Origin of the sequence: Natroniella acetigena, from assembly GCF_023227745.1 — a bacterium.
Taxonomy (GTDB): Bacteria; Bacillota; Halanaerobiia; order Halobacteroidales; family Halobacteroidaceae; genus Natroniella; species Natroniella acetigena.
Window position 1 is genome coordinate 14,640 of record NZ_JALKBX010000017.1, and the last position, 24,512, is coordinate 39,151.

Below are 24,512 nucleotides of genomic sequence, written 5' to 3' on the forward strand. Positions count from 1 at the left end.
AAGGAATCAGTAAAAAATTATGTAAGGGTACGACGCGTCGTACCCTTACATAAAATATCGTTTTTCTTGTAGGGACAGATCCCTGTGCCTGCCCATGTTAAACCACGGGCGACCACGGAGAGTCGCCCCTACACAGAACCCTGATTTTGTCGTAGGGTTGCCCTTTATGGGTACCCCAAAAGCAAGAGCAACCACGAGGATTGTATTTAATTTAAGTAGGTAAAGAACAAAACCTCCCTTTGAAGGGAGGTTTATTAGTAATGTTTTGTTATTTATCTAACATATTTTTGCAAGATCTAACTGTATCCTTCAATAACATAGCGATAGTCATCGGGCCAGCTCCACCAGGAACAGGAGTGATTGCTGATGCTTTTTCTTTTACATTTTCAAAGTCGACATCGCCAACAATCTTTCCGTCCACTTCATTGATTCCAACATCAATCACAATTGCTCCCTCTTTAACCATATCTGCTGTGATTAGATTTGGTACTCCAGCCGCTACAACTACAATATCTGATTTCTTAGTGTAACTAGCAGTATCTTTAGTATCGATATGGCAGACAGAAACAGTAGCATTACGATTTAATAATAAAAGAGCCATCGGCTTACCAACAATATTGCTATGTCCAACAACTGTTACATCTTTACCCTTGACATCAATCTCATATTTATCAAGTAATGCCATAACTCCTTCTGGAGTACATGGAACATAAGCATCACCATCAATTACTAATTCTCCGATATTATAAGGATGGAATGCATCTAAGTCTTTATCAGGATTGATTGATCTGATTACTTTCTCATCATCGATATGATCTGGTAAAGGTAACTGAATTAAGATACCATTAACTGAGTCATCATTATTTACCTTATCTAATTCTGCTAATAAATCTTCTTGACTGATATCTTCTGGTAAATCAACGACTTCTGAATTAATTCCCACCTTTGAGCAGATTCTTTGCTGTAATTTAATATAAGATGCTGAAGCTGGGTTATCACCGACAAAGATGATAGATAGTCCTGGAACAACTCCGTCCTCTTCTTTTAGCTTTTTAACTTCTGTTTTAATTTCTTCTTGAATCTCTTTAGATTTAGCACTTCCGTCTAAGATCAATGTTTCTTTGTTAGTCATTTAAACCCCTCCGTTTAAAATTATTATAATTTAAAAAGCTCACTACTATAAATGTATTCACGAAAGAGATTAAAAGTCCTTTATAATTTTAAAAATACTTGACTATTTGCTAACTTTTGGTTTGAAAGCTGAACTTTTTACTTCGGTCTTTGACTGGAAATCAAGATGATATTAAGGCCAAAATAGTACTAGGGGATTTAGGGATAATCCCTCTAGTCGTTTAGGGTTAGCTGACTATGAAAATTGGTATCGCTTAGTAAATGTTTATGAATTAGTACATATTGCTCAGATAGCCAATACTTCTGGGGCAAGTAATCTGACTACTTCTATATTTAGAAATTTATTTTCGCTCAATCTTTATGCTCCATTATGGTTAATAGAAAGAATTGCTGTCTATGGCGAATCTCAAGCTAGTCTCTATGAGAGGAAGTTAAATTCTGCTTACTATGATGTAGCTATAGCTCCTAAGGCTAAAGCAGGAGAATTGCCATCGATGTTAGAAGTAACATATAACCATAATTATTTTTCTGCTGGATACTAATACTTATATGGAGCGAACTTCCTTTAGTATTTAGCAAGTACTTATGGTGAGGAGAAATTTACAATTCTTTTTTCAATTATGGGAATCTCTATCTCTGAAGCCGGGAGAAGCGTTTATTTTGGAGTTTATACAGCCTTTTAGAGCTTAATAAAATTAGAAAGGAAATCAGTTATGATTAAAGAGCTTGACAGATTGGTGAAAATATTAGCAGAAAATAACTTAGAAGGATTTTTAGTAGGAGGAGTAGTCCGTGATTATTTATTAGAGCGAAAGATTAAGGATGTTGATCTAGCAATTAAGGGCCAAGTGGAGCAAGTGGCCAAGGAGTTTGCAGCTAAAATTGATGGTAGCTTTGTAATTTTAGATCAAAAACATGATATCTATCGAGTCGTCAAAGAAGAATTAATTTATGATTTTGCTTTATTAGCTGGTGCTACGATTGAAGCTGATTTAAAGCGGCGTGATTTTACAATTAATGCATTAGCAATTAAGCTAACTGCTGATCTTTTAGCTGCCTTATTAAAGCAAGCTGATTTAACAGAATACTTGATTGATCCATTATCAGGTATAGATGATCTTAAGCAGCAGAGTATTAAGGCAGCTCAGGACAATACTTTTTGCTCAGATCCTATTCGATTATTTAGGGCGGTTAGATTTGCAGCTAGACTTAGTTTTGACTTAGAGCAGCAGACTAAAGAATTAATGAGAGAGGTTGAAGCTAAAGAGGTTAAAAAAGTAGCCAAAGAGCGGATTAGAGAAGAATTGATTAAGCTGTTAGCTTCTAATAGGGCAGCCCAACATCTAATCGAATTAGAAGAGGAGTTTTCTTTGTTATCACTATTAATTCCTGAAATTGAAAGATTGAAGGAGATTGGTCAATGTAAGTATCATCAAGAAGATGTTTGGACCCATTCAACTTATGCTTTGCAGAGGCTAGAAGAGCTATTAAGAGAAGAATTTTGGTCGGCTAGAATTGAGCAGAAAAGAGTTTCTTTACTTAAGTTGGCCCTGTTATTTCATGATTTAGGAAAGATTTGGACTGAGGAAATAATTGATGGGGAGGTTCATTTTTACGATCATCAACGAGTAGGGGCCAAACGTCTTGAACCGATTTTATCTGAGCTACGATTTAGTAAAGGAGAGACCTCTTATATCAGGACTTTGGTTAGATATCATATGCGACCTATGTCTTTATATTACGCACAAAATTTAACTGCTAAAGGGAAGTATCGCTTCTTTAGAGCGGGAGGAGAGTTTGTTTCTGATATCTGCTTAGTAGCTGCTGCTGACTTGATCAGTACTAAAGAATTAAACAATAAGACAGAAGAGATTGAAGGTTGTATCAGGTTTTTGCAACAATTAATTAAAGAGTTTGAGCAGAGTGAAGAGCGAACAAAGACTAGATTGGTAACTGGGGATGAGATTATAGATGTTTTTTCGATAACAGAAGGTCCTCAAGTTGGAGAATTACTTGAGCAGGTAAGGGAGGCTCAAGCTATTGGGAAGGTTGAGACTAAAGAAGAAGCAATTGAATATTTAAAGAAGGAAGTTGCCAATTTTGATTAATTGTAAATCAAGATTGATGATTGCAGGGGATTTAATTTAAAGCTAGAAGTAATTATAATATTGTGGCACTTTCGTGCCACAATATAGTTTACAGTTGACAGTGTACAGTGTACAGTTATAAGATCAAGACCTTAAGAACTTAAGCACCCTAAAAGCTTTATATTTAGAAGTTTAGAGTGATTTTGAATTTGGGGTTTTAACTGTCAACTGTAAACCGTAAACTGTACACTGATATAAAGTGGCACTTTGCCACTTTATATCAATTAAGCGTTAGAATTGAAATTTTTTAGAGAGGATAGGAAAATAAAATGATATTTTTTGAACTATTCATCACCTTTATGAAGATAGGCGTCTTTACTTTTGGTAGCGGATATGCAATGTTAGCATTGGCTGAAGTAGAAGTTGTAGAAGTAAATAGTTGGTTAAGCATTGAGGAGTTTACGGATGCAGTTGCTTTGGCAGAAGTTACTCCCGGACCAATCATGGTCAATCTAGCAACTTTTGTAGGAACTAAAATCGGTGGAGTTGCAGGGGCTATAATAGCTACTTTAGGTTTGATTATTCCTCCGATGACTGCTTTGATAATAGTGACTAAATTATATTTAGATTTTAAGGATAATCAGCTAATAGATAAGATTTTCAAAGGATTAAGACCAGCAGTGATAGGTCTGATTATTACTGTAATTATTAATTTAGGTCGTTCAACGTTTGTAGACGTTAAGAGTGTTGTGATTACGGTCAGTGTTGTAATCAGCATCTCTTTAGGCTTACATCCTATTTTAGCTGTGGTTGGAGGGGGAGTTGCAGGGTTGATGATTTTTTAAGGTGAAGAGTTAAAACTAAAGATTGAAAGAGGGATTAGGATGAAAAAGTGGATTGGTTTATTTGTATTAATGGTTATTTTTTTAGTAGGTTGTAATTCTGATCAAATTCAGATTAAAGATGGAGAAATAACTAGAGAAGATGGACAAGTTGCTGTTGATATAGAATTAGATGTTCAATTGAGTGCTAATAACTATTATAGGTTATCTGCTAGTCAAAATGCAGTACTAACTGATGCAGCAGAAAATCAGTTAAGACCAATTAAGAGGCTATCTAGCACTGCCTTAGATGGAACGATCGATCAATCGGGAGTTTATAGTACTACTTTATTCTTTCCGTTACCAGAGGAACTATCTGAGCAATTAGTATTACAAATTAAAAATATTAGACGTTATAAAAGGGTCAACTCTTCTCCAGCTAGAAATTTGCTTGCTGGTGGCTCTGGTGGCAATATTGCTGTTTCACAAGAGGTAAGTCGCTCTGGGACTTATAGTGATCTATTGGGTGAATATACGATTGAATTTCAATTTGAATTGGATGAGCAAGAAGCAGATAAAGATGAAATTAATAATCTCAGTCAAGAATCTGAACTTGATTTAGCTAGGGAGAGAAATATTACTGAAATTTATCGTTTAGAGCGGGTTGATTTAATTAGAAATGGGCAGCAAAAGGTTAATATATTTAGAGAGAAATAAAAGGATAACTATAATAAGGTTATTTTTTTATCACTTTTAGAGAAAGTTATTTTGTTTTTTGCTGTTTCAGTAATTTAACTTGTCAATGAGAAAACATTTAATAAGGTAGTAGATAATCTACTATTGACAAATTAAATAACCTATGCTATTCTATATTAGAGGATTGTTGAAAGTTACTTTTAATTATTACTCTATTTTGGTTACATAAGGCTAAATTTATAATACTAAAGGGTTCAACAAATTAAATAAACCTATAGCTGAAGTGGAGGTGAAAACATGTATACAATTACTGATGAATGTGTTGCTTGTGGAGTATGTGTAGATGAATGTCCAGTAGAGGCTATCGCTGAAGGAGATGACAAGTATGAAGTCTCCGATGAATGTGTTGATTGTGGAGTGTGTGTAGATAGCTGTCCAGTAGAAGCTATTGAAGAAGAGTAATATTGTTGCTAATCAGAAAGAGTTCTAGGAGGTTACCTAGGACTCTTTTTTATATTAATGATACAATAAAGCTTCAGTTTATAGTTGATAATTGAGAGTTGAAGATCAAGTCCATAAATTCAAAGGTTTTTATCTATCAATTTTAAACTATCAATTATCAATTGAAGTTAAGCTGTATATCAATTCTAGGATTTGATGTTTCTAAGAGAGGATAATTATTATGATTGTTGAATATCATAATAAAGGTATTGTATATTTTTAAGGTTGGAATTAGAATTAACTTTAAAGGGATGGTTATTTTCTAGTTTTTAAATATTAATGTTTTCAGTATTTTGAATTTAATTGTCAATTGAAACAGGAGGTGAGGATTGCCGTAAATAAGGAGGCAATTAATTTATGAGACCTAGTATTGGATTGGCTTTAGGAGCGGGTTCAGCGAGAGGGTTGGCCCATTTGGGTGTTTTGAAGGTTTTTGAAGAAGAAGGAGTTGCGATTGATTATTTAGCTGGAACAAGTATTGGAAGTGTTGTAGGTGGTTTTTATGCTACTGGATTGGATTTACATATGTTAGAACGATTAGCAAAACATTTGACGTGGGATCACTTGACTGATTTAACAGTACCAAGAAGGGGTTTGATAGCTGGTAATAAGGCTAAAGAGTTTTTTGAGTTATTAACCAAAAAAAAGACCTTTAATCAATTAGAGCTGCCTTTTGTAACGGTAGCTGTAGATGTTGAACGTGGTGAAGAGGTTATAATTGATAGTGGCTTGGTAGCTGATGGAATTAGGGCCAGCATGTCTATCCCAGGGGTTTATGTGCCTTATCAATTAGATGGGAAAAAGCTGGTAGATGGAGCAGTTCTTAATCGGGTTCCAGTATCTCCTGTTAGGGGATTGGGAGCAGATATTGTAATTGGAGTAGATGTAAGCCATAAAGTAAATTATAAATCTGAAGTCAGTACTATTTTTGATGTAATTATGAATTCAATTGATATTATGCAACAAGAGATTACTAAGCATAAAAATCATGGTGCGGATTTATTAATTAGACCGCCGGTAGGTCATATTAAAGCTACTGACCTAGATCAAGCTCGAGAGTGTATTGATTTAGGTTATCAGGCAGCTAAAGAAGCAATCCCAAAGGTTAAAAATTTAATTGAGGAGTGGACTATGGATGAAGAAGAAAGGATTAATCAAGAATAAACGATTATTAAGTTTAATAGTTATTGGTCTTTTGATAGCTATTTTATTTTTTTGGCCCAGTAATTATTATCTTGTTTCTCCTGGCAAGGCAGAGAGATTAGCCCCAATGATTGAGATAGAAGAAGGGGCAACTACTCATCCGGTGCAAGGTGATATAATGTTAACATCTGTTTCGATGAAAAGGGCCAGTTTGATAGAATCTATTCATGTGCGATTATTTAATCCTGATTTGGTAGAGTTGAGATCCAGGAATTTTTTGCCACCTGGAGTAGATATGGATGAATACTTTGAACTAATGCAAGAGATGATGCAAGAAAGTCAGATGAAAGCCAAAGCAGTAGCTTTAGAAAAAGCCGGGTATGAGACTAAGATTACTGGTGAAGGTGCTCGTATAGTCAAGGTTTTAGAGGAAAGTGATGCTTATAATAAATTACAGACTGATGATATTATTATAGCGATTGATGATCAACCAGTTGAATTATTGACAGAAGTGATTAATAAGGTTCAAGCACGAGAAGTAGGTGCTGATGTAAAAGTAACAGTTAAGCGTAATGGAGAGGAAAAGGATTTTGTAATTGAGACTAGAGTTCTTGAAGAAGGTTCAACTCAACCATCAATCGGTGTCTTAATCAGTCCTTATCAACGAGAATATGAGCTACCAATTGAGGTTAATATTGAAGCAGGTCAGATTGGTGGACCATCAGCTGGAAGTATGTTTACTTTAGAAATTTATAATCGATTGACTGAAGAGGACTTAACTAAAAATGTACAGATAGCTGGGACTGGAACAATTAGTTTGGATGGTAAAATAGGAAAGATCGATGGAGTACAACAAAAGATAGCAGCTGCTAAAGAAGAAGGAGCAGACATCTTTTTTGTACCAGTAGGAAATCAGGAAGAAGTAGAGAGGGTAGAAAAAGAGGGGATTGAAATTGTTATTGTTGAAGATATAGATCAAATTATTTCATATTTAGAGGGAATTTAGGTTAAAATGACTGGTTGGCGATAAAAATCAACTCCCCCTTGGCGGGCTGTTAATTTAGGATAAGTCAGTGAATAGATATTATTAGCTTTAATATCAGATAAGAGCATCTTTTGTCTGATATCTTTAGGTTGCTGATTAGAACGGAAGTGATTTGATAACTTAGTGATGATTGGCAACTCAGCCCTTTCTTTTAATAACTTAAGTAATTTTCTACCTTGTTGATTAAAACCTAATATTCTAAAGTATTGTGGTCCTCCTGCTAATTCAAATTTGTTTAATTGTTTTTGGTTTAAACCTAATAATAATTGAGTTAAAATACGTTGGATTCTGGTTTGGGTAAAACGTTTAGTTTTAATCAATTCTATTAACTCTGACAGAGATGTTGCCTTTGTAGCAGCATCTTTAAATCTATTCTCTAACCCTCCGGTTACCCCTTCATAATTTCTTAAATGGTGATGAGTAGTTCTTCTTAATAAAGTTAAGATTTGCAAAGTGAAATTTTCGTAAAAAATAGGGCCAACCCCCTCTTTAAATGCCGTTTCTAAAAGTTTAAAGGTTGAATCAGGCATTGTCTTTTTTAGTTTAGTATCTAGTAGGGATTGCTGGGAGTTATGATTTTCCTTAATCTTCTGTCTGATTGCCGATGCACTAGCTATTTTTTCTAATTTAGATGAATGATAATTACTTCCCTCTCGTTTGATAGTTAAGGGAATAATTGAGCTATTTAAGTTATTTAAAGCTCTAATATATTCTAAGCCTAAAATGTTATTGGCATTGGTTAGAATAGACTTTAGTTTAGCTACTGAAATATCAATTGAATTAAAGTTAGATTGTAGGAGTTTGATTAAAGCTTTACTACGGGCTAATGGATAAGAAACTCCTGTTGCTAACTCTTGTTTGATTAATTGGTCAAGCTGTTTAGGTTGATCTGCTAATAACCTGCCAATGAATTTTAGGGGAGTAATCTCTCCTATTTCGCTTCCAAAACAGAGATAATCTACAATATTTGTTGCGGTTAGTAGTTTGACTGCTCCATGAGCAAAGTATTGAGCACTGCGAGTAGTATATGCAATAGGTAGTTGAATTACCAAATCAACCCCCGCTTGGAGGGCCATTTTTGTGCGAACCCATTGGTTAACGATAGCAGGTGTTCCTCGCTGTAAGAAGGCACCACTCATAATGCAAATTGTTCTATCTGCGTTACTTTTTATTAATGATTTATTAAGATGAATTTTGTGTCCATGATGAAACGGATTATATTCAGTAATAATGCCGAGTGTTTTCAATAATATCCCTCCTTGAACTTATATTATAGAGCTCTAGAGATTAAATATCAATAGCTTGTTATTTTATTAATATTCAAAATTATAATATAATTTTGAATATTATGAATATATAAAATATTATGATTATTTAAACTTTGAACTTTTTGGGTTATTAACAAGGATATTACTTATAACATCTAGTAGTTTAAAAGATGAATGCAATGAATAATTTTATTTATAAGAATATAACCTATTTACTGCATTGTAGATAAATAATAAGGAGGGGGACAAATGGAATTTATTGAGGAGATTTATCAGCAAGCTAGAAGTGAAAAGAAGCGAATTGTTCTTCCGGAGGGCACGGATTCTAGAATGGTTAAAGCTACTCCTATTATTCTAGAAGAAGAAATTGCAGAAGTTATTTTGCTTGGAGAGGAGGATGTAATTAAGCAGGTTGCTGCAGACAATGATGTTGACTTATCTGGAGCGGAGATTATCGATCCTTCACAGTCAGAAAAGATTGAAGAGTATGCTCAAACTTATTATGAGTTAAGAGAGCATAAAGGAATTAGTTTAGAAGAAGCTAAAGAGCAGGTAACTGATCCTTTATACTTTGGCTCATTAATGGTTGAAAATGGGGATGCAGATGGGAAGGTAGCAGGTGCTGAAAATAGTACTGGTAATGTATTAAGAGCAGCTATTAGGGTAATTGGTACTGCTGAAGGTATTTCAGTAATCTCTGGTTCCTTTATTATGATTGTTCCTGATGATGATTTCGGTGAGGATGGTTTATTTGTCTTTGCTGATTGTGCTGTTAATCCTGATCCAACAACTGAGCAATTAGCTGAAATTGCAGTTTCATCTGCTAAAACTGCTGCTGACTTGGCTAAAATTGATCCTAAAGTAGGAATGCTATCATTCTCTACTAATGGTAGTGCTCAACATGAATTGGTCGATAAGGTTAAGGAGGCTACCAAGATGGCTAAGGAGATTAATCCTGAGCTGCAAATTGATGGTGAAATGCAGGCAGATACTGCTATTGTACAAGCAGTTGCTCAAAAGAAATGGCCTGAAAGTGATCTTGCAGGGGAAGCAAATGTCTTAGTTTTCCCAGATTTACAAGCAGGAAATATTGCTTATAAACTGGTTCAAAGATTGGCACAAGCGGAAGCAATTGGCCCTGTATTACAAGGGATTGCTAAGCCAGTAAATGACTTATCACGAGGTTGTAGTGTAGAGGATATTGTAAATGTAACATCAATTACTGCTGTTCAAGCACAAAACTGTTAAATAATTAAATTTATAATTGTAAATAAAAAATAAACTTCACTAAAAATAGGGAGGATTAAATTATGAAAATCTTAGTAATTAATAGTGGAAGTTCTTCAATCAAGTATCAGTTATTCAATATGGAAAATGAGGAAGTATTAGCGAAAGGTCTAGTAGAAAGAATTGGGATTGATGGTTCTTGCTTAGAGCAGGAAACAAATGAAGGTGAAGTAATTGAAATAGAGACTGAAATTGAGAATCACTCTGTAGGAATGGAGTTAGTAATTGATTCATTATCTGATGACGAGAATGGTGTTATTACTGAAGTAAAAGAAATAGCTGCAGTAGGTCATCGAGTAGTTCAGGGAGGAGATTCCTTTTCTGAATCAGTAGTAATTGACGATGATGTTAAGGATGAGATTGAAAGGTGGGCTAGCTTAGCTCCTTTGCATAATCCACCTAATTTAATGGGAATTGAGGTTTGTGAAAAGTTAATGCCTCATGCATCACAAGTTGCTGTTTTTGATACGGCTTTCCATCAAACAATGCCTGAAGAGGCGTATATGTATGCTTTGCCTTATGAGCTTTATGAAAAGTATGGAATTCGTCGTTATGGATTCCATGGAACATCACATAAGTTCGTTGCAGAGTCTGTTGCAGAGGAATTGGGAGAGGATCTAGAAGATTTAAAGGTAATTACTTGCCACTTAGGAAACGGTGCTAGTGTGACTGCTGTAAATGATGGAAAATCTCACGATACAAGTATGGGTCTTACTCCTTTAGAAGGTTTAATAATGGGAACAAGATGTGGGGATATAGATCCAGCAGCGGTTCCATTTATTATGGAAAAGGAGGACTTATCACCAGAAGAGGTTGATAGTCTAATGAATAAGGAGAGTGGTTTATTAGGTCTATCTGGAGTTAGTAGTGATATGAGAGATATTGGAGAAGCTGCTAATAATGGAAACGAAAGAGCAGAGTTAGCACTGAAAGCCTTTAATTATCGGGTTAAGAAGTATATTGGTTCCTATGCAGCTACAATGAATGGAGTAGATGCAATTGTCTTTACAGCAGGAATTGGAGAGAATGCAATTGGACTTAGAGAAGCAGTCTGTGAAGAGCTAGATTATTTAGGAGTTAAGATTGATAAAGAAAAGAATGATGTAAGAGGAGAGATTGCAGAAATAAGTGCTGATGATTCAGAAGTTAAGGTGTTTGTAATTCCAACAAATGAAGAGCTAGTTATAGCCCAAGACACTGAAAAATTAGTAGGCTAATTTTATAAAACTTCTTGACAAGGACTTAGTTTCTATATTATAATGAATTTGTTATTCTATTGATGATGGGATAGAGGCAATTAGTAGAGGTGATTAAATGAAAGTAAATATTGCAGAAATCAAGGATGACCTTGGAGCAATGATGACAGTCGAAATGCCAATAGCTTTAAACAATAAGCTAATTGAAGAACAAAAAATTACAGTTGTTGATCCCAGTAGCCTTGAGTTAAAGATTATCAACTCTGAAGGTGAGTATGTTGTTGTTGGGACTGCCTCTTTATCATTACAAGCAATTTGTAGTCGCTGTCTAGAGAAGTTTAAGCGGAGTTTGGAATTTGAAATTAAAGGAGAAGTTCCAGAAGAAGAAGTTGAGGATGTGGAACTTGATATTAGTAATATTTTAGTTGAACATATTAGGTTAGCTACTCCAATGAAATATATCTGCGATGAGGATTGCCAAGGGCTATGTCCAAATTGTGGAAAGAATTTAAATGAGGAAGACTGTGATTGTATAATGCATAAGGTTGATCCTAGATTAGCAAAACTAGAAAAATTACTACCTGATAAAGAATAAACATCATAGTAGTTCAATTTAGTAGAGGAGGTGTTTTTTATGGCAGTACCTAAGAGGAGGACTTCTAAAACGCGCAAAAGAAAGAGGAGAACTCATTGGAAATTAAATGCTCCTAACTTGGTTGAATGTCCTCAATGCCATGATTTCAAGTTATCACATCGTGTTTGTCCAGAGTGTGGATATTACAAAGGTAAGAAGGTTAAGTAAATATAGTGAATAGATGAAAAGAGTAGGGGAGATAAAGCCTTACTCTTTTTTTATTTTGTAACATATGTTAGAAGATAGTTGACAATTTACGGTTTACAGTTTATAGTTAAAAGTCAAGAGATTAAAAATTTAAGATTTCTGAAAAGCGATATATCAAAATGGCTAGACTGGTTTTAGATTTAATGTTTTAATGTTCTTTCTTTGTCAACCGTTAACTGTACACTGATATTTAGTGGCTCTTGCCACTAAATATCATATATTAATAAAAATAACCTAATTTCTCTTGCACTTAGGGATAAAATTATATATAATACTAAGTGGAAGAAAATTAGTACCTGGTCTTAATATAAGGTTTCAATAGGTGGTAATAATAAATGGGTAGATTGAGAAAAGCTGAGCGCCAGAATAAATTACGGGATAAATTAAAGGAGAATCCATTTTTAGTCGATAAAGAGTTGGCTGAAATGTTTGAGGTCAGTATTCAAACTATTCGCCTAGATAGAATGGAATTGGGAATACCTGAAGTACGTAAGAGAACTAAAATGGTAGCTAAACAGGCTTATTCTAAAGTTAAGTCTGTACAAAGTGGAGAAATTATTGGTGAACTAGTAGATATTGAGCTTGATCAAAATGGTCTTTCTATTTTAGAGGTTACTGAAGAGCTTTGTTTGGAAAAGACAAAAATTATGCGGGGACATCATATTTTTGCTCAAGCTAATTCACTAGCTGTAGCGATAATTGATACTGATGTAGCTTTGACGGGTTCAGCAGATGTTAGATATAATAGACCGGTTTATATTGGAGAAAGATTGAAGGCTAAGGCTAGAGTAGATAAAGCAAAAGAGAATAAATTTTATGTTAACGTAGAAACTAAGGCAAGCGAAGATATAGTTTTTAGGGGAGAGTTTATAATTTTTTCAGTTGACGATGACCCTGATCGTAAGGAGGTTTAGAGTATTGAGGATTGCTGTTGATGCAATGGGTGGAGATTATGCACCACAGGAGATAGTTAAAGGTGTCATGGAAATTATTAATGAGTGTAATGGTCAAATAATTTTAGTTGGCCCAGAGGATAGATTGGAGGAAGAACTTAAGCAATATTCTTTTTCGAAAGAAAAAATAGAAATTCATCATGCCTCAGAAATGATTGGGATGAATGAATCTCCTGCTAAAGCATTACGGAAGAAGAAAGATTCAACTATTGCAATAGGTACGAGATTGGTTAAAGAAGGAGAAGTTGATGGTTTTGTATCTGCAGGAAATACTGGAGCAGTAATGGCAGGTGGTCTATTTAATATTGGTCGAATAGAAGGGGTTAAAAGACCAGCAATTGGTGCTGTATTTCCAACACTTAAAGAGCGAACTTTAGTCTTAGATGCAGGGGCCAATGTAGATAGCAAGCCTGAACATTTATTTCAACAAGCAGTAATGGGTCAAATTTATGCTGCTGAAATCTTACATAAATCGAATCCTAAAGTTGGCTTATTGAGTATTGGTGAAGAGGAAAAGAAAGGTAATGAATTGATTTTGAATGTTCATCAAATGCTAAAAGAGAGAGATGATATAAATTTTGCTGGGAATATTGAAGGAAGAGACATCTTTACTGGAGAATATGATGTAGTGTTAACTGATGGATTTGTGGGTAATATAGTACTAAAGACATCGGAAGGCTTAGTTAAGAGTTTATTTAAAATTATTAAGCAGGAGATTGAAGCAAGTTGGTTGACTAAATTAGGTGGTTTATTATTAAAACCTGCTTTTAGTAGAGTTAAAAAGAAGATGGATTATACAGAGTATGGTGGTGCTCCTTTATTAGGAATTAATGGAATAGTAATTATTAGTCATGGTAGTTCGAATGCCAAAGCAATTAAGAATGCAATAAAAATTGCCCAAGAATCGATCGAAGCTAGATTGATTGATTCAATAAAAGCTAATATTGATGGAAGGACTGATTAATAGTTATGAAGCAGGAATTAAGAAGGGCCAAGATTGCAGGGATTGGTTCATTTGTACCAGAAAATGTAATGACAAATATTGATTTAGAAGGAATAGTTGATACTGATGCTGAATGGATTATAACCAGAACAGGAATTGAAGAGAGAAGAATAGTCGAGGAGGAAGTTACTACTTCTGATTTGGCTTATCAGGCAGCAACAGCTGCATTACAGGATGCTGATTTAGATGTAGAGGATTTAGATCTGATCTTAGTAGCTACTTCAACTCCTGATTATCTTGGATTTCCTTCAACAGCCTGCATATTACAAGATAAGCTAGGGGCTGAAGGAATTCCAGCTTTTGATTTGGCTGCTGCGTGTACAGGCTTTATTTATGGTATATCAGTAGCAACTCAGTATATAGAAACAGGTGCTTATGATAATATTTTAGTCGTTGGTGCTGAAACTTTTTCTAAGATAATTGATTGGGAAGATAGAGGAACATGTATCTTATTTGGCGATGGTGCTGGAGCTGTGGTCTTACAACCGACTGATTCTGCTGGAATCTTATCTAACTCTTTAGGTGCTGATGGTTCTAAAGGTGAAGTTTTAAAGATTCCAGGTGGTGGTTCAAAGCGACCTTTTTCTCAAGGAGTACTTGAAGAACGGGCACATTATGTTGAAATGGATGGTAATCCTGTCTTCAAATTTGCTGTTAGAATTTTAGGTAAAGCGGCTAAGGAAGCATTACAGCAAGTAGGGTTGAGTAGTGAAGATATTGATTATTTAATTCCACATCAGGCCAATATTAGAATTATTGATGCTGCTAGAAAAAGACTTGATTTAACTGAAGAACAGATTTATGTTAATCTTGATAGGTACGGAAATACTTCTGCTGCTTCAGTTCCACTGGCCTTGGATGAAGCTGTGCGAGAAGGAAAGATAAAAGAAGGCGATATTATTGTGTTAGTTGGATTTGGAGCTGGATTAACTTGGGGAGCAACAGTCATAGAATGGTCATAAAGGGGGAAATATAAAAATGATAAGGACAGAATTATGCGAACTATTAGACATCGAATATCCTATTATCCAAGGAGGAATGGCTTGGGTTGCAACCGGAGAGTTAGCGGCTGCTGTTTCGGAAGCTGGTGGGTTAGGTATTATTGGAGCAGGAAATGCACCGGCTGATGCAGTTAGGGAGGAGATTCAAAAGGTTAAACAGACAACAGACAAACCATTTGGAGTTAATGTTATGTTACTATCACCTCATGTTGATCAGGTGATGGAAGTTATTGTAGAAGAAGAAGTGGCTGTTGTAACTACTGGTGCTGGTAATCCTGGTAAATATATTAAAGATTTAAAGACAGTTGGGGCCAAAGTTATTCCGGTAGTTCCTTCGGTAGCTTTAGCTAAGAGAATAACTCGGTTTGACGTTGATGCTGTAATTGCTGAAGGTAATGAATCAGGAGGTCATATTGGTCAGTTGACAACGACGGCTTTAATACCTCAGATTGTTGATGCTATTGATATTCCTGTTATTGCAGCAGGAGGAGTCGCAGATGGTCGTGGTTTAGCAGCAGTGTTATCATTAGGTGCTGTTGGAGCTCAAATAGGAACTCGATTTGTTTGTGCTACAGAATGTATTGCTCATGATAATTATAAGGAAGCTATCATTAAAGCTAAAGATAGAGATGCAATCGTAACGGCTCGTTCTACTGGACATCCTGTTCGGAATTTAAAGAATAAATTGACTCGTCAGATTGAAAAGATGGAGCGTGAAGATGCTTCTAAGGATAAGATTGAAGAATTGGGAATAGGTCGTTTAAAGCGAGCTGTGATTGAAGGAGATGTTGAAGAAGGAACTGTGATGGCTGGACAGGTGGCAGGAATGATTGCTAAAGAAGAATCGGCTGCAGATATTATTGCTGATGTTGTGGCTGTTGCGGAAGAAGTTTTAGAGAAAAGTTGTGAGTTAATTAGTAATTAGTAACTGGTGATTAGTAATTAGTAATCGGTTTTGGAGGGATATATGATGGGAAAAATGGCATTTATTTTTCCTGGGCAAGGTTCACAAAAAGTAGGAATGGGAGCAGAATTGGCCCAGGAGTTTGAAGTAACTAAAGAAGTTTTTGAAGAAGCTGATCAAGCCTTAGATATAGATATATCAGAATTATGCTTTTCAGGGCCAGCAGATGAGTTAAAGGAGACAAGTAATACTCAACCGGCTATTTTGGCTACCAGCATTGGAGTTTATAAATTATTGTTAGAAAAAGGGCTTGAACCTGATTTAGTTGCAGGACATAGCCTTGGTGAATATTCTGCTTTAGTTGCTGCAGGAGTATTGGATTTATCTGATGCTGTTCAATTGGTCAGAAAGAGAGGGCAGTTGATGGCAGCAGCAGACCCTTCTGGAGAAGGAACAATGGCTGCAATTATTGGTCTGGCAGCAGATGAGGTGCAGGAAGTTTGTACTGCCGGAAGTAAGTATGGTATAGTTGAAGTAGCTAATTTTAACTGTCCAGGTCAAGTCGTTATTTCTGGCGAGAAGAAAGCGGTTGAACAGACAGCTGAATTAGCCAAGGAAACTGGGGCCAAAAGAGCAATTATGTTAGATGTTAGTGGACCTTTCCATTCTAGGTTGATGAAATCGGCTGGGGAGAAGTTGGCCCAAGAATTTGAAAGAATCGAGTTTAAGGAACCTAACTTACCCCTTGTAACTAATGTTAAAGCAGAGATTACAACTGAAGTAGATGAGATTAAAGCTGCTTTAATTGAGCAGATTAGTGGTTCAGTACGCTGGGAAGAATCTATTCGTCAAATGATTGATGTTGGTGTAGATACCTTCATTGAAGTTGGCCCAGGTAGAGTTTTAAAAGGGTTTATGAGAAGGATTGATCGTAGTGTAACAGCATTAAATGTTCAAGATCAACGTTCTTTAGAAAAAACATTTAAAAAGCTGTAATTTTTAGTTATACAAGATGGTTGATTAGGGAAAATATATAATTAAAGAGCAGGAGAGTGAAAGAAATGTCATTAAAGGGGAAGGTAGCACTTGTTACCGGTAGTTCACAAGGGATTGGAAAGGTAATTGCTTTAAAATTGGCTCAAGAGGGTGCTAAATTAGTAATTAATTATCCAGTTGCTAGTGAAGCTGAAAGTGCTCAGCAGGTAGTAGAAGAGATTGAAGATTTAGGTGCAGAAGCAATTGCTTTGCAAGCAGATGTAACTGCCATGGAAGAAGTGAAGGATATGGTTAAAGAAGGAAAGAAGAAATTTGATACGGTTGATATCTTAGTCAATAATGCTGGAATTACTAAAGATAAATTATTACTTAGAATGAAAGAAGAAGATTGGGATGCTGTATTAGATGTTAATTTAAAGGGAGCGTTCAATGTCACTAAGGCTGTCAGTAGAACGATGATGAAGCAACGTAGTGGTAGAATTATTAATATAGCGTCTGTTGTTGGCTTAATGGGTAATGCTGGGCAATCTAATTATGCGGCTTCTAAAGCAGGCTTGATTGGATTTACTAAATCTGTTGCTAAGGAGTTGGCAGCTAGAGGAGTAACTGTCAATGCAATTGCCCCTGGATTTATTGAAACTGCAATGACAGATCAATTATCTGATAAGGTAGTTGAACAGATGCTCAGTGTGATTCCTGCTAATAGTTTTGGACAGCCAGAAGATGTTGCTGATACAGCTTTATTTTTAGCAAGTGAAGGTGCAAAATATATCACCGGTGAAGTTATTAGAGTCGACGGTGGAATGACTATGTAAGAAAAGCAATGAATAGTGAATATTTAATAGTTAATAGTTGCAGACCTTAAAAAATAAAAAACAAAATAGTCTATAGTTAAATTTATATAGTTTCTAATGTTAGGTTTTGAAGTTTGTTTTTAACTATTCATTATTCATTATTAAATATTAACTGATCTTTTGAAAGGAGGTGACAGGAATGGATACATTAGAAAAAATTCAAGAGATTGTTGTTATAGAGTTAGGCGTAGATGCTGATGAAGTAACTCCAGAGGCTTCATTCATTGATGATTTAGGAGCTGATTCTTTAGATATTGTTGAGGTTGTTATGGCATTTGAAGAGGAATTTGATATTGAGATTCCTGATGAGGATGCAGAAGATATTGGAACTGTACAAGATGCAGTAGATTATATTGAAAACGCTTTATAATTTATAATCTGTTTGGATGGATGGTGCCCCGTTTATAATTTTATAAACGGGGGCTTTATCCATTAATAAATTAAAAACTGGGGGAATAATCTTGGAATTACCTAAATTAAGAATAGGCGATTTAGTAGCTAAGGTGCCCATTATTCAAGGTGGTATGGCTGTTAAAGTTTCTACTGCTCCTTTAGCTGCAGCTGTAGCTAAAGAAGGTGGGATAGGATTAATAGCTGGTTCTGGCTTAACAGTAAAAGAGATTAAAGAAGAGATTAAACGGGCGCGTGAGTTATCTACAGGAATTATTGGTGTAAATATTATGGTGGCAATTAATGAATTTAAGGATTTGGTTAATGCATCTATTAGTGAAGGGATTGATTTAATAGTAGCAGGAGCAGGATTTTCTCGTGATTTATTCTCCTTAGGTCAAGAAAGCGATGTTGAAATTGTTCCAATTGTATCATCGGTTAAATTAGCAAAAATTTCTGAGAGATTAGGAGCTTCTGCTATTGTAGTAGAAGGAAAAGAAGCTGGTGGACATTTAGGTACTGATCAACCAATGAAATCATTAATTGATAAAATTGTTGACGTAGTTGAAATTCCAGTTATTGCTGCTGGGGGAATTATAAATGGTCAAGATATAGCTGAAGTATTAGAAATGGGAGCAGATGGAGTTCAAATGGGCTCTAGATTTGTAGCTAGTGAAGAGTGTGAAGTCGAAGATGAATTTAAAGAATTATATATGAATGCTACTCCAGAAGATGGAGTTGTTATAGATAGTCCAGTTGGCTTACCAGGAAGAGTTTTACGAAATGAATTTTTAAACAAGGTGGAGGATGACGAATTGGATACAGGAAAATCATGTAACTATCTCTGTTTAAAAAAGTGTTCTCGTAGATTCTGCATTATGAAGTCCTTGCTAGAAGCTCAAGGTGGCGATATGGCTAATGGTTTAGTATTTGCCGGTGAGAAAGCATATCAATTAAATGAAATATTACCTGTCAAAGAAATATTCGAAAATCTAATTAAAGAAGCTAAAGAGTACTTAGGAGGGAATACAAAAGATGACTAATCGTGTAGTGATAACTGGAATGGGGGTCATTTCTCCTATCGGAAATGGAATTGAGAATTATTGGTCCTCATTAACAGCAGGAAAATCAGGGGTTGACACTATTACTCATTTTGATGCTAGTGAATATAAAACTCAAATTGCTGCTGAAGTCAAAGATTTTGATGTTAAGAATTTTGGTATAGAGCATAAGGAAGCTAAAAGAATGGATCGTTATGCGCAATTTGCTGTAGCTGGGGCAAAATTGGCCCTTGAAGATGCAGAGTTAGAGATTGATGAAGAGAATGAGAATGAAATTGGAGTCTTGATCGGTTCAGGAATTGGAGGGGTAGAGACTTTTGAAAAGCAGTATAATCGATTGTTAAAGAGAGGACCAAATCGAGTCAGCCCGTTTTTTATTCCGATGATGATTGCTAATATGGCTGCTGGGCAGGTTTCTATCCATACTGGTGCCAAAGGGCCAAATGTAACAGCAGTAACTGCTTGTGCTTCAGGAACTAATGCTTTAGGGGATGCTTTTGAGATTATTAAGCGTGGAGATGCTAAGATGATGATTGCTGGTGGAACTGAAGCAGCAATTACTCCTGCTTCTTGTGCTGGATTTTGTGCTATGAAAGCAATGAGTACTAATAATGATAATCCACAAGCAGCCAGTCGACCTTTTGATGCAGAACGTGATGGATTTGTAATGGGCGAAGGTTCTGGAGTCTTGATTTTGGAATCCCTAGAAAGTGCTCAAGCTAGAGGTGCTAAGATTTATGCTGAAGTAGCTGGGTATGGTATGTCTGCTGACGCTCATCATATTACTGCTCCAGCTCCTGGTGGTGAAGGTGCTGCTAGAGCGATGGAGATGGCCCTTGAAGAAGGTAATCTTGAGCCAGAAGAGATGGACTATATTAATGCTCATGGTACTTCTACACCTGCCAATGATAAGTTGGAAACAGCAGCTATTAAAAAGGTTTTTGGCGAACATGCTGAGCAGTTAATAGTAAGCTCGACTAAATCAATGACTGGACACTTGTTGGGAGGAGCAGGAGGAATAGAAGCTATTGCTTTAGCTTTAGCTATTCAAAATAATATCGTTCCACCGACAATCAATTATGAAAATGTAGATCCAGAGTGTGATCTTGATTATGCAGCAAATGAAGCTAAAGAAAGAGAGGTAAGCGTAGCTTTATCTAATTCACTAGGTTTTGGAGGTCAGAATGCTACTATTATCTTAAAGGAGTATAATGCTTAATATAAGGTGTTGATAACATGGAGTTTGATAAGCAAAAAGTTGATAAATTAGAGCAGGAGATTGAGGTTGAGTTTCAAGATGAAGAATTAGTAAAGAGAGCTATCACTCACAAATCTTATTCTAATGAAAATAGAGAACGAGGTTTGAAGAATAATGAGCGATTGGAATTTTTAGGAGATGCTATTTTAGATTTAGTAATCAGTGAATATATTTTCACTAAATATCCTGATCATCCTGAAGGAGAATTGGCTAAGATTAGATCGGTAGTAGTCAGTGCTCCAGTCTTGGCTGAAAAGTCTAAAGAGATTAATCTAGGTGATTATCTGTTATTAGGAAAAGGTGAAGAGATTACAGGGGGAAGAAAGCGAGATTCAATTTTGGCAGATGCTTTTGAAGCATTAGTGGGAAGCATTTATTTAGATCAAGGTTTGGAAACTGTCAGGAAATTTATTTTAGAGTTATTAACAGCTGATATTATGACGGTTGAAGCAGGAGAGCATATTCAAGATTATAAAACTTTATTACAAGAGTTGATTCAACAAAGTTCTAATTCTCGTCCTGAATACTCTGTAGTCAAGGAAGAAGGACCAGATCATAATAAGGAATTTACTGTGCAAGTTGTCTTTGAGGATGAGGTATTAGGTGTTGGTATTGGATCTAGTAAAAAAGAAGCACAACAACAAGCAGCTAAAAATGCAATCAAGAAAATCCAGTAGCTCGTATTTGCGGGCTGCTTTTTCGTTTTTTAAATTGTTAATTTTAGAAAGGAGAGATTTTTTAAATGTACGATCTAATCGTAGCTGGAGGTGGAGCAGCGGGAATGATGGCGGCAGGTTTTGCTGCTCAAAGAGGAAAGAAGGTATTATTGCTAGAGAAGAATGAGCAATTAGGGAAGAAATTATTAATTACTGGAAAGGGAAGGTGTAATTTGACCAATGATTGTGAGATAGAAGAGATAATTAAAAACTTTCCTGGGAATGGTAAGTTTTTATATAGTAGTCTCTACTCATTTTCTAACTGGCAATTACGAGAGTTTTTTTCTGAGTGGGGGGTTGAGACTAAAGTGGAGCGAGGTGGTAGGGTCTTTCCTACTTCAGATTCAGCCCGTGATGTAGTAGAAGCATTAAAGAAGTTTATTAAGAATAATGGAGTTGAAATCAGATTAAAAGAAGCAGTTGAGCAATTAATAGTTACTGAGGGAGAGATTAAAGGGGCTAAGACTAAAAAGAATAGCTATAGTGGTAATAATTTATTATTAGCAGTAGGTGGAGCTGCTTATCCAACTACCGGTTCTGCGGGAGATGGGTATCGGTTGGCCCGACAAACAGGTCACAATATTATCAAAACTGGCCCTTCTTTAGTTCCCCTAGAAGTTGCAGAAGGATGGATTACGAAGCTACAAGGGCTAAAGTTAAAGAATGTAACTGCAACTTTAACTATTGCTGGTGAGGAAGTTGTAGAAGAGTTTGGAGAGATGTTATTTACTCACTTTGGGGTCAGCGGGCCAATTATTTTAACCTTAAGTCGTCAGGTAGCAAATAATTTAAATCAAGAATTGAAGTTAAAGATTAATCTAAAACCTGCTCTTTCGATTGAGCAGTTAGATGAGCGGTTACAGAGAGATTTTTCTAAATATTCACGGAAACAGTTTAAAAATAGTTTAGGTGATCTATTGCCTAAGGGATTGATTCCGATCATTATTAATTTATCATCTATTCCTGAAGATAAATTTGTTAATCAGATTACTCGTGAAGAGAGAAGGGAATTATTAAAGTTATTAACCGAGTTAGAGTTGACGATAACTGGAACGAGAGGATTTAGGCGAGCAATTGTTACTGCTGGAGGGGTTGATACAGAGGAGATTGATCCCAGTACTTTAGAATCAAAGTTAGTAGAAGGATTATACTTTGCTGGTGAGCTAGTAGATGTTGATGCTTATACAGGTGGGTTTAATTTACAAGCTGCCTTTTCGATGGGTTATGTAGTAGGTAATCAAGTTACATAATTGAGTTGACAGTGTACGGTTTACAGTTTACAGTTAAGATTAAAACCTTAAAAGCTTAAGAGCCTAAGAACTCTAAAATGCTTGATACTTAAAGGTTTAGAATGGTTTTGATTTGAATGTTTTAATGTTCTTAACTGTCCACTGTACACTGATATAAAGTGGCAAAGTGCCACTTTATATCAATAAACGATTACATAATTAGATTTAAGTTAGGATATTTTAATACTGAGGTGACGGGAATTGGAACTTGATTTTGAAAAGAATTTAGGTAGAAGGGATAGAATTGTTAGAGTAGTTATTGGTTTTTTATTGCTCTTTTTAGTTTATTATTGGAATTTAATAGGTTGGTTGGCAATTGTCATTGTTATAGCTGCCATTTCTCAATTTATTGAAGCAGCTTTTTCCTATTGAATTGTCTATGACTTAATGGGTTGGTCAACCTTAAAGGGAATAGTTGAATAATTTAAATAAAATTATAGTTTATTTGGCATAGATTAACTTCCTGCAAACATATTAATATAGCAAAAGAGCTATATTTAGGGGGGGGACTATGCCTAATCGTTTTTTTCGGTTGGTTAGTGATTTAATTAAAGTAATTGAAAGAATATTATTGAAAATAGTAGCGATAGGGTTTGTATTATTAGTTGCAGTTCAAATAATCCTAGTTAATCCGGATTTTGATAGAGCTTTAATTGCCAATTTACCAGTGGTCAGTCTTCTGTTGGGGGAAGAAGAGTACCAGTTTGGTGAGCCAGTTCAAGAAGTTTTTTCAGTACCTGAAGAAGAGTTAAGGATTACTATTCAAGGTCAGTTAGATTTACCAGAAGCTAAATTAATAGTCAATGGAGAAGTTAGAGATGATTTTGCTGGAGGATTTGCTCAGATAAGGGTTAGAAATGGTGATAGAGTAATTATTGATACTAGAGGGGTTGAAAGAGGACTATGGGTTAGAATTGATGAACTTTCTGGTCTGTTATACCCATTTGAGAAAGATCAACAATTTTGGGTGCAAGATGAATATAAAACTTTAGGACGAGTGAGAATTGATAGCCAATTTTAAATTGCTCCTTGTATTAAAATTAGAAGTATGTTAAGATAATAGTCAACGTAGAAAAGTAGTATGGTAGTAGATTAAAACTGTAGGATATAATTGTTTAATTAATAAAATTGAATATACTAGTAGGATGGTAGTGAGGTAGGGGTGATGGGATTAGTCTAAGTACTCCTAGTGGTAGGAGTGCTTTTTGATATTATAGAGTAAAAAAATGGAAGGAGGAATACTATGGCGAATAAAGATCAAGCAAGTAAAGTAGTGGCTACTGCGGCAATTAAGATGGCATTAAGTGATCGTAAGGAAGAAGATCGATTAAAAAGTGTTTATCAACAAGAAACTTTGCAAGTAGCTGCTGTTGATTTTGGGGGAGAGTTTAATTCCTCAATCAAAAAGATTATTGAAAGAGCAATTGTTGCTGCTAAAAGAGAAAATGTTATTAAGGATACACATGCTGATCAAGGAGCAGTTGCTGGAGCAACCCATGAAGCTTTAAAACAAATCCATTCTAAGGCGATTGGTTTTGATGTAGGAGGAAAGATAGGGATTGCTCGTAAGAATGATCATATTAGCGTGGCTATCTTCTTTGGAATAGGATTATTACATTTAAATGAGATGGCAATAGGGTTGGGGCATCGTGCAACTACTTAATGTGAGTATAATGTTTCTCTAAAAGGAGGGAGAAGATGAAAGTTAGAGGAGTTAGAGGAGCAACTACAGTAAAAGAGAATACTGAACAAGAGGTTTTAGAAGCAACTAGAGAGTTATTAGAAGAGATGCTCAAGCTCAATGAAATTAAAGAAGAGGATATCGCATCTATCTTCTTGTCAATGACCTCTGATCTTGATCAGGTCTTTCCAGCGGTTGCTGCTAGAGAAATAGGCTTAACAGATACACCATTATTATGTACTCAGGAGTTAGAGGTTAAAGGAGCTTTAGAGAAGTGTATTAGAATTTTAATTCACTATAATACTATCAAATCATTAACTGAAATTAACCATATTTATTTAAGAGAAGCAGAGAGCTTAAGGTTAGATTTAGTAGAGGAGGAAGAATAAT

Annotated in this window: 27 protein-coding genes; 25 read left to right on the forward strand and 2 right to left on the reverse strand. The window is 35.5% G+C overall.

What is annotated here, in order from left to right; translation table 11 throughout:
* Window positions 1-268: 268 nt before the first annotated feature.
* Window positions 269-1,132: a bifunctional methylenetetrahydrofolate dehydrogenase/methenyltetrahydrofolate cyclohydrolase FolD gene (gene folD, locus MWH25_RS05715; protein WP_248626680.1), complete on the reverse strand. Its 864-nt coding sequence runs from the start codon at window positions 1,130-1,132 to the stop codon at window positions 269-271.
* A gap of 712 nt (window positions 1,133-1,844) precedes the next feature.
* Between folD and MWH25_RS05720 the strand changes: the two genes are divergently transcribed.
* From MWH25_RS05720 to MWH25_RS05745, 6 genes are all read left to right on the forward strand, one after another.
* Window positions 1,845-3,239 (forward strand): CCA tRNA nucleotidyltransferase, encoded by a 1,395-nt coding sequence (locus MWH25_RS05720; protein ID WP_248626681.1) that lies wholly within the window; start codon window positions 1,845-1,847, stop codon window positions 3,237-3,239.
* A gap of 308 nt (window positions 3,240-3,547) precedes the next feature.
* Entirely contained in the window at window positions 3,548-4,063 is a 516-nt protein-coding gene (locus MWH25_RS05725) for a chromate transporter (protein WP_248626682.1), read from the forward strand.
* A gap of 39 nt (window positions 4,064-4,102) precedes the next feature.
* Window positions 4,103-4,756: a hypothetical protein gene (locus MWH25_RS05730; RefSeq protein WP_248626683.1), complete on the forward strand. Its 654-nt coding sequence runs from the start codon at window positions 4,103-4,105 to the stop codon at window positions 4,754-4,756.
* Between the two features lie 276 nt (window positions 4,757-5,032).
* Entirely contained in the window at window positions 5,033-5,197 is a 165-nt protein-coding gene (locus tag MWH25_RS05735) for a DUF362 domain-containing protein (protein ID WP_248626684.1), read from the forward strand.
* A gap of 396 nt (window positions 5,198-5,593) precedes the next feature.
* Window positions 5,594-6,400 (forward strand): patatin-like phospholipase family protein, encoded by an 807-nt coding sequence (locus MWH25_RS05740; RefSeq protein ID WP_248626685.1) that lies wholly within the window; start codon window positions 5,594-5,596, stop codon window positions 6,398-6,400.
* Window positions 6,372-7,385, forward strand: coding sequence for a YlbL family protein (locus MWH25_RS05745; protein ID WP_248626686.1), 1,014 nt, complete (start codon window positions 6,372-6,374; stop codon window positions 7,383-7,385). Before MWH25_RS05740 ends, MWH25_RS05745 begins: the two co-directional genes overlap by 29 nt.
* On the opposite strand, the gene MWH25_RS05750 is transcribed toward MWH25_RS05745, so the two are convergent.
* Window positions 7,382-8,671 carry a nucleotidyltransferase gene (locus tag MWH25_RS05750; protein WP_248626688.1) on the reverse strand — a complete coding sequence of 430 codons (1,290 nt, stop codon included), beginning with the start codon at window positions 8,669-8,671 and terminating at the stop codon, window positions 7,382-7,384. The genes MWH25_RS05745 and MWH25_RS05750 overlap by 4 nt on opposite strands.
* Before the next feature lie 270 nt (window positions 8,672-8,941).
* Here MWH25_RS05750 and pta point away from each other — a divergent pair, with 270 nt between their 5' ends.
* From pta to aroH, 19 genes are all read left to right on the forward strand, one after another.
* Window positions 8,942-9,940 (forward strand): phosphate acetyltransferase, encoded by a 999-nt coding sequence (gene pta, locus MWH25_RS05755; protein WP_248626689.1) that lies wholly within the window; start codon window positions 8,942-8,944, stop codon window positions 9,938-9,940.
* A 62-nt stretch (window positions 9,941-10,002) separates the two neighbouring features.
* A complete protein-coding gene (locus tag MWH25_RS05760; protein WP_282706898.1) occupies window positions 10,003-11,196 on the forward strand; it encodes an acetate/propionate family kinase in 1,194 nt (397 codons plus the stop codon).
* Window positions 11,197-11,293: 97 nt separating this feature from the next.
* The gene (locus MWH25_RS05765) at window positions 11,294-11,770 is read left to right on the forward strand and encodes a YceD family protein (protein WP_248626690.1); all 477 of its coding nucleotides are present in this window, start codon (window positions 11,294-11,296) and stop codon (window positions 11,768-11,770) included.
* 39 nt (window positions 11,771-11,809) lie between these two features.
* On the forward strand, window positions 11,810-11,977 hold the full coding sequence (gene rpmF / locus MWH25_RS05770; protein ID WP_248626691.1) for a 50S ribosomal protein L32: 168 nt from the start codon (window positions 11,810-11,812) through the stop codon (window positions 11,975-11,977).
* Window positions 11,978-12,351: 374 nt separating this feature from the next.
* Window positions 12,352-12,930 (forward strand): transcription factor FapR, encoded by a 579-nt coding sequence (fapR, locus tag MWH25_RS05775; RefSeq protein ID WP_248626692.1) that lies wholly within the window; start codon window positions 12,352-12,354, stop codon window positions 12,928-12,930.
* A gap of 4 nt (window positions 12,931-12,934) precedes the next feature.
* On the forward strand, window positions 12,935-13,933 hold the full coding sequence (gene plsX / locus MWH25_RS05780) for a phosphate acyltransferase PlsX (protein ID WP_248626693.1): 999 nt from the start codon (window positions 12,935-12,937) through the stop codon (window positions 13,931-13,933).
* Window positions 13,934-13,938: 5 nt separating this feature from the next.
* Window positions 13,939-14,934 carry a beta-ketoacyl-ACP synthase III gene (locus tag MWH25_RS05785; RefSeq protein WP_248626695.1) on the forward strand — a complete coding sequence of 332 codons (996 nt, stop codon included), beginning with the start codon at window positions 13,939-13,941 and terminating at the stop codon, window positions 14,932-14,934.
* Between the two features lie 16 nt (window positions 14,935-14,950).
* Window positions 14,951-15,898, forward strand: a complete 948-nt coding sequence (gene fabK / locus MWH25_RS05790; RefSeq protein WP_248626696.1) for an enoyl-[acyl-carrier-protein] reductase FabK — start codon at window positions 14,951-14,953, stop codon at window positions 15,896-15,898.
* A 45-nt stretch (window positions 15,899-15,943) separates the two neighbouring features.
* Window positions 15,944-16,873, forward strand: a complete 930-nt coding sequence (gene fabD, locus MWH25_RS05795) for an ACP S-malonyltransferase (RefSeq protein ID WP_248626697.1) — start codon at window positions 15,944-15,946, stop codon at window positions 16,871-16,873.
* 65 nt (window positions 16,874-16,938) lie between these two features.
* On the forward strand, window positions 16,939-17,688 hold the full coding sequence (gene fabG / locus MWH25_RS05800; RefSeq protein ID WP_248626698.1) for a 3-oxoacyl-[acyl-carrier-protein] reductase: 750 nt from the start codon (window positions 16,939-16,941) through the stop codon (window positions 17,686-17,688).
* 178 nt (window positions 17,689-17,866) lie between these two features.
* Complete coding sequence (locus tag MWH25_RS05805; RefSeq protein WP_248626699.1) at window positions 17,867-18,097, forward strand: acyl carrier protein; 231 nt, start codon at window positions 17,867-17,869, stop codon at window positions 18,095-18,097.
* Window positions 18,098-18,188: 91 nt separating this feature from the next.
* Window positions 18,189-19,160: an NAD(P)H-dependent flavin oxidoreductase gene (locus tag MWH25_RS05810; RefSeq protein ID WP_248626700.1), complete on the forward strand. Its 972-nt coding sequence runs from the start codon at window positions 18,189-18,191 to the stop codon at window positions 19,158-19,160.
* Window positions 19,153-20,397: a beta-ketoacyl-ACP synthase II gene (gene fabF, locus MWH25_RS05815; protein WP_248626701.1), complete on the forward strand. Its 1,245-nt coding sequence runs from the start codon at window positions 19,153-19,155 to the stop codon at window positions 20,395-20,397. The genes MWH25_RS05810 and fabF overlap by 8 nt, the downstream gene beginning before the upstream one ends.
* 17 nt (window positions 20,398-20,414) lie before the next feature.
* Complete coding sequence (rnc, locus tag MWH25_RS05820; protein WP_248626702.1) at window positions 20,415-21,113, forward strand: ribonuclease III; 699 nt, start codon at window positions 20,415-20,417, stop codon at window positions 21,111-21,113.
* 65 nt (window positions 21,114-21,178) lie between these two features.
* Window positions 21,179-22,402 (forward strand): BaiN/RdsA family NAD(P)/FAD-dependent oxidoreductase, encoded by a 1,224-nt coding sequence (locus MWH25_RS05825; protein ID WP_248626703.1) that lies wholly within the window; start codon window positions 21,179-21,181, stop codon window positions 22,400-22,402.
* A 240-nt stretch (window positions 22,403-22,642) separates the two neighbouring features.
* Window positions 22,643-22,813 (forward strand): YgaP family membrane protein, encoded by a 171-nt coding sequence (locus MWH25_RS05830; protein ID WP_248626704.1) that lies wholly within the window; start codon window positions 22,643-22,645, stop codon window positions 22,811-22,813.
* Between the two features lie 139 nt (window positions 22,814-22,952).
* A complete protein-coding gene (locus tag MWH25_RS05835) occupies window positions 22,953-23,462 on the forward strand; it encodes a hypothetical protein (protein ID WP_248626705.1) in 510 nt (169 codons plus the stop codon).
* A gap of 222 nt (window positions 23,463-23,684) precedes the next feature.
* Entirely contained in the window at window positions 23,685-24,104 is a 420-nt protein-coding gene (locus MWH25_RS05840; RefSeq protein WP_248626706.1) for a HutP family protein, read from the forward strand.
* A gap of 35 nt (window positions 24,105-24,139) precedes the next feature.
* Window positions 24,140-24,511, forward strand: a complete 372-nt coding sequence (aroH, locus tag MWH25_RS05845; RefSeq protein WP_248626707.1) for a chorismate mutase — start codon at window positions 24,140-24,142, stop codon at window positions 24,509-24,511.
* The last annotated feature ends 1 nt before the right edge of the window (window position 24,512 follow it).

Bases quoted from the DNA above. Each gene is read 5' to 3' on its own strand.
- MWH25_RS05840 (WP_248626706.1), top strand. From the start codon at position 23,685: ATGGCGAATAAAGATCAAGCAAGTAAAGTAGTGGCTACTGCGGCAATT.
- fabD (WP_248626697.1), top strand. From the start codon at position 15,944: ATGGGAAAAATGGCATTTATTTTTCCTGGGCAAGGTTCACAAAAAGTA.
- MWH25_RS05805 (WP_248626699.1), top strand. From the start codon at position 17,867: ATGGATACATTAGAAAAAATTCAAGAGATTGTTGTTATAGAGTTAGGC.
- pta (WP_248626689.1), top strand. From the start codon at position 8,942: ATGGAATTTATTGAGGAGATTTATCAGCAAGCTAGAAGTGAAAAGAAG.
- MWH25_RS05720 (WP_248626681.1), top strand. From the start codon at position 1,845: ATGATTAAAGAGCTTGACAGATTGGTGAAAATATTAGCAGAAAATAAC.
- fabG (WP_248626698.1), top strand. From the start codon at position 16,939: ATGTCATTAAAGGGGAAGGTAGCACTTGTTACCGGTAGTTCACAAGGG.
- MWH25_RS05785 (WP_248626695.1), top strand. From the start codon at position 13,939: ATGAAGCAGGAATTAAGAAGGGCCAAGATTGCAGGGATTGGTTCATTT.
- MWH25_RS05765 (WP_248626690.1), top strand. From the start codon at position 11,294: ATGAAAGTAAATATTGCAGAAATCAAGGATGACCTTGGAGCAATGATG.
- rnc (WP_248626702.1), top strand. From the start codon at position 20,415: ATGGAGTTTGATAAGCAAAAAGTTGATAAATTAGAGCAGGAGATTGAG.
- fabF (WP_248626701.1), top strand. From the start codon at position 19,153: ATGACTAATCGTGTAGTGATAACTGGAATGGGGGTCATTTCTCCTATC.
- rpmF (WP_248626691.1), top strand. From the start codon at position 11,810: ATGGCAGTACCTAAGAGGAGGACTTCTAAAACGCGCAAAAGAAAGAGG.
- MWH25_RS05735 (WP_248626684.1), top strand. From the start codon at position 5,033: ATGTATACAATTACTGATGAATGTGTTGCTTGTGGAGTATGTGTAGAT.
- MWH25_RS05730 (WP_248626683.1), top strand. From the start codon at position 4,103: ATGAAAAAGTGGATTGGTTTATTTGTATTAATGGTTATTTTTTTAGTA.
- fabK (WP_248626696.1), top strand. From the start codon at position 14,951: ATGATAAGGACAGAATTATGCGAACTATTAGACATCGAATATCCTATT.
- MWH25_RS05745 (WP_248626686.1), top strand. From the start codon at position 6,372: ATGAAGAAGAAAGGATTAATCAAGAATAAACGATTATTAAGTTTAATA.
- MWH25_RS05740 (WP_248626685.1), top strand. From the start codon at position 5,594: ATGAGACCTAGTATTGGATTGGCTTTAGGAGCGGGTTCAGCGAGAGGG.
- MWH25_RS05825 (WP_248626703.1), top strand. From the start codon at position 21,179: ATGTACGATCTAATCGTAGCTGGAGGTGGAGCAGCGGGAATGATGGCG.
- MWH25_RS05725 (WP_248626682.1), top strand. From the start codon at position 3,548: ATGATATTTTTTGAACTATTCATCACCTTTATGAAGATAGGCGTCTTT.
- aroH (WP_248626707.1), top strand. From the start codon at position 24,140: ATGAAAGTTAGAGGAGTTAGAGGAGCAACTACAGTAAAAGAGAATACT.
- folD (WP_248626680.1), bottom strand. From the start codon at position 1,132: ATGACTAACAAAGAAACATTGATCTTAGACGGAAGTGCTAAATCTAAA.
- fapR (WP_248626692.1), top strand. From the start codon at position 12,352: ATGGGTAGATTGAGAAAAGCTGAGCGCCAGAATAAATTACGGGATAAA.
- MWH25_RS05760 (WP_282706898.1), top strand. From the start codon at position 10,003: ATGAAAATCTTAGTAATTAATAGTGGAAGTTCTTCAATCAAGTATCAG.
- MWH25_RS05835 (WP_248626705.1), top strand. From the start codon at position 22,953: ATGCCTAATCGTTTTTTTCGGTTGGTTAGTGATTTAATTAAAGTAATT.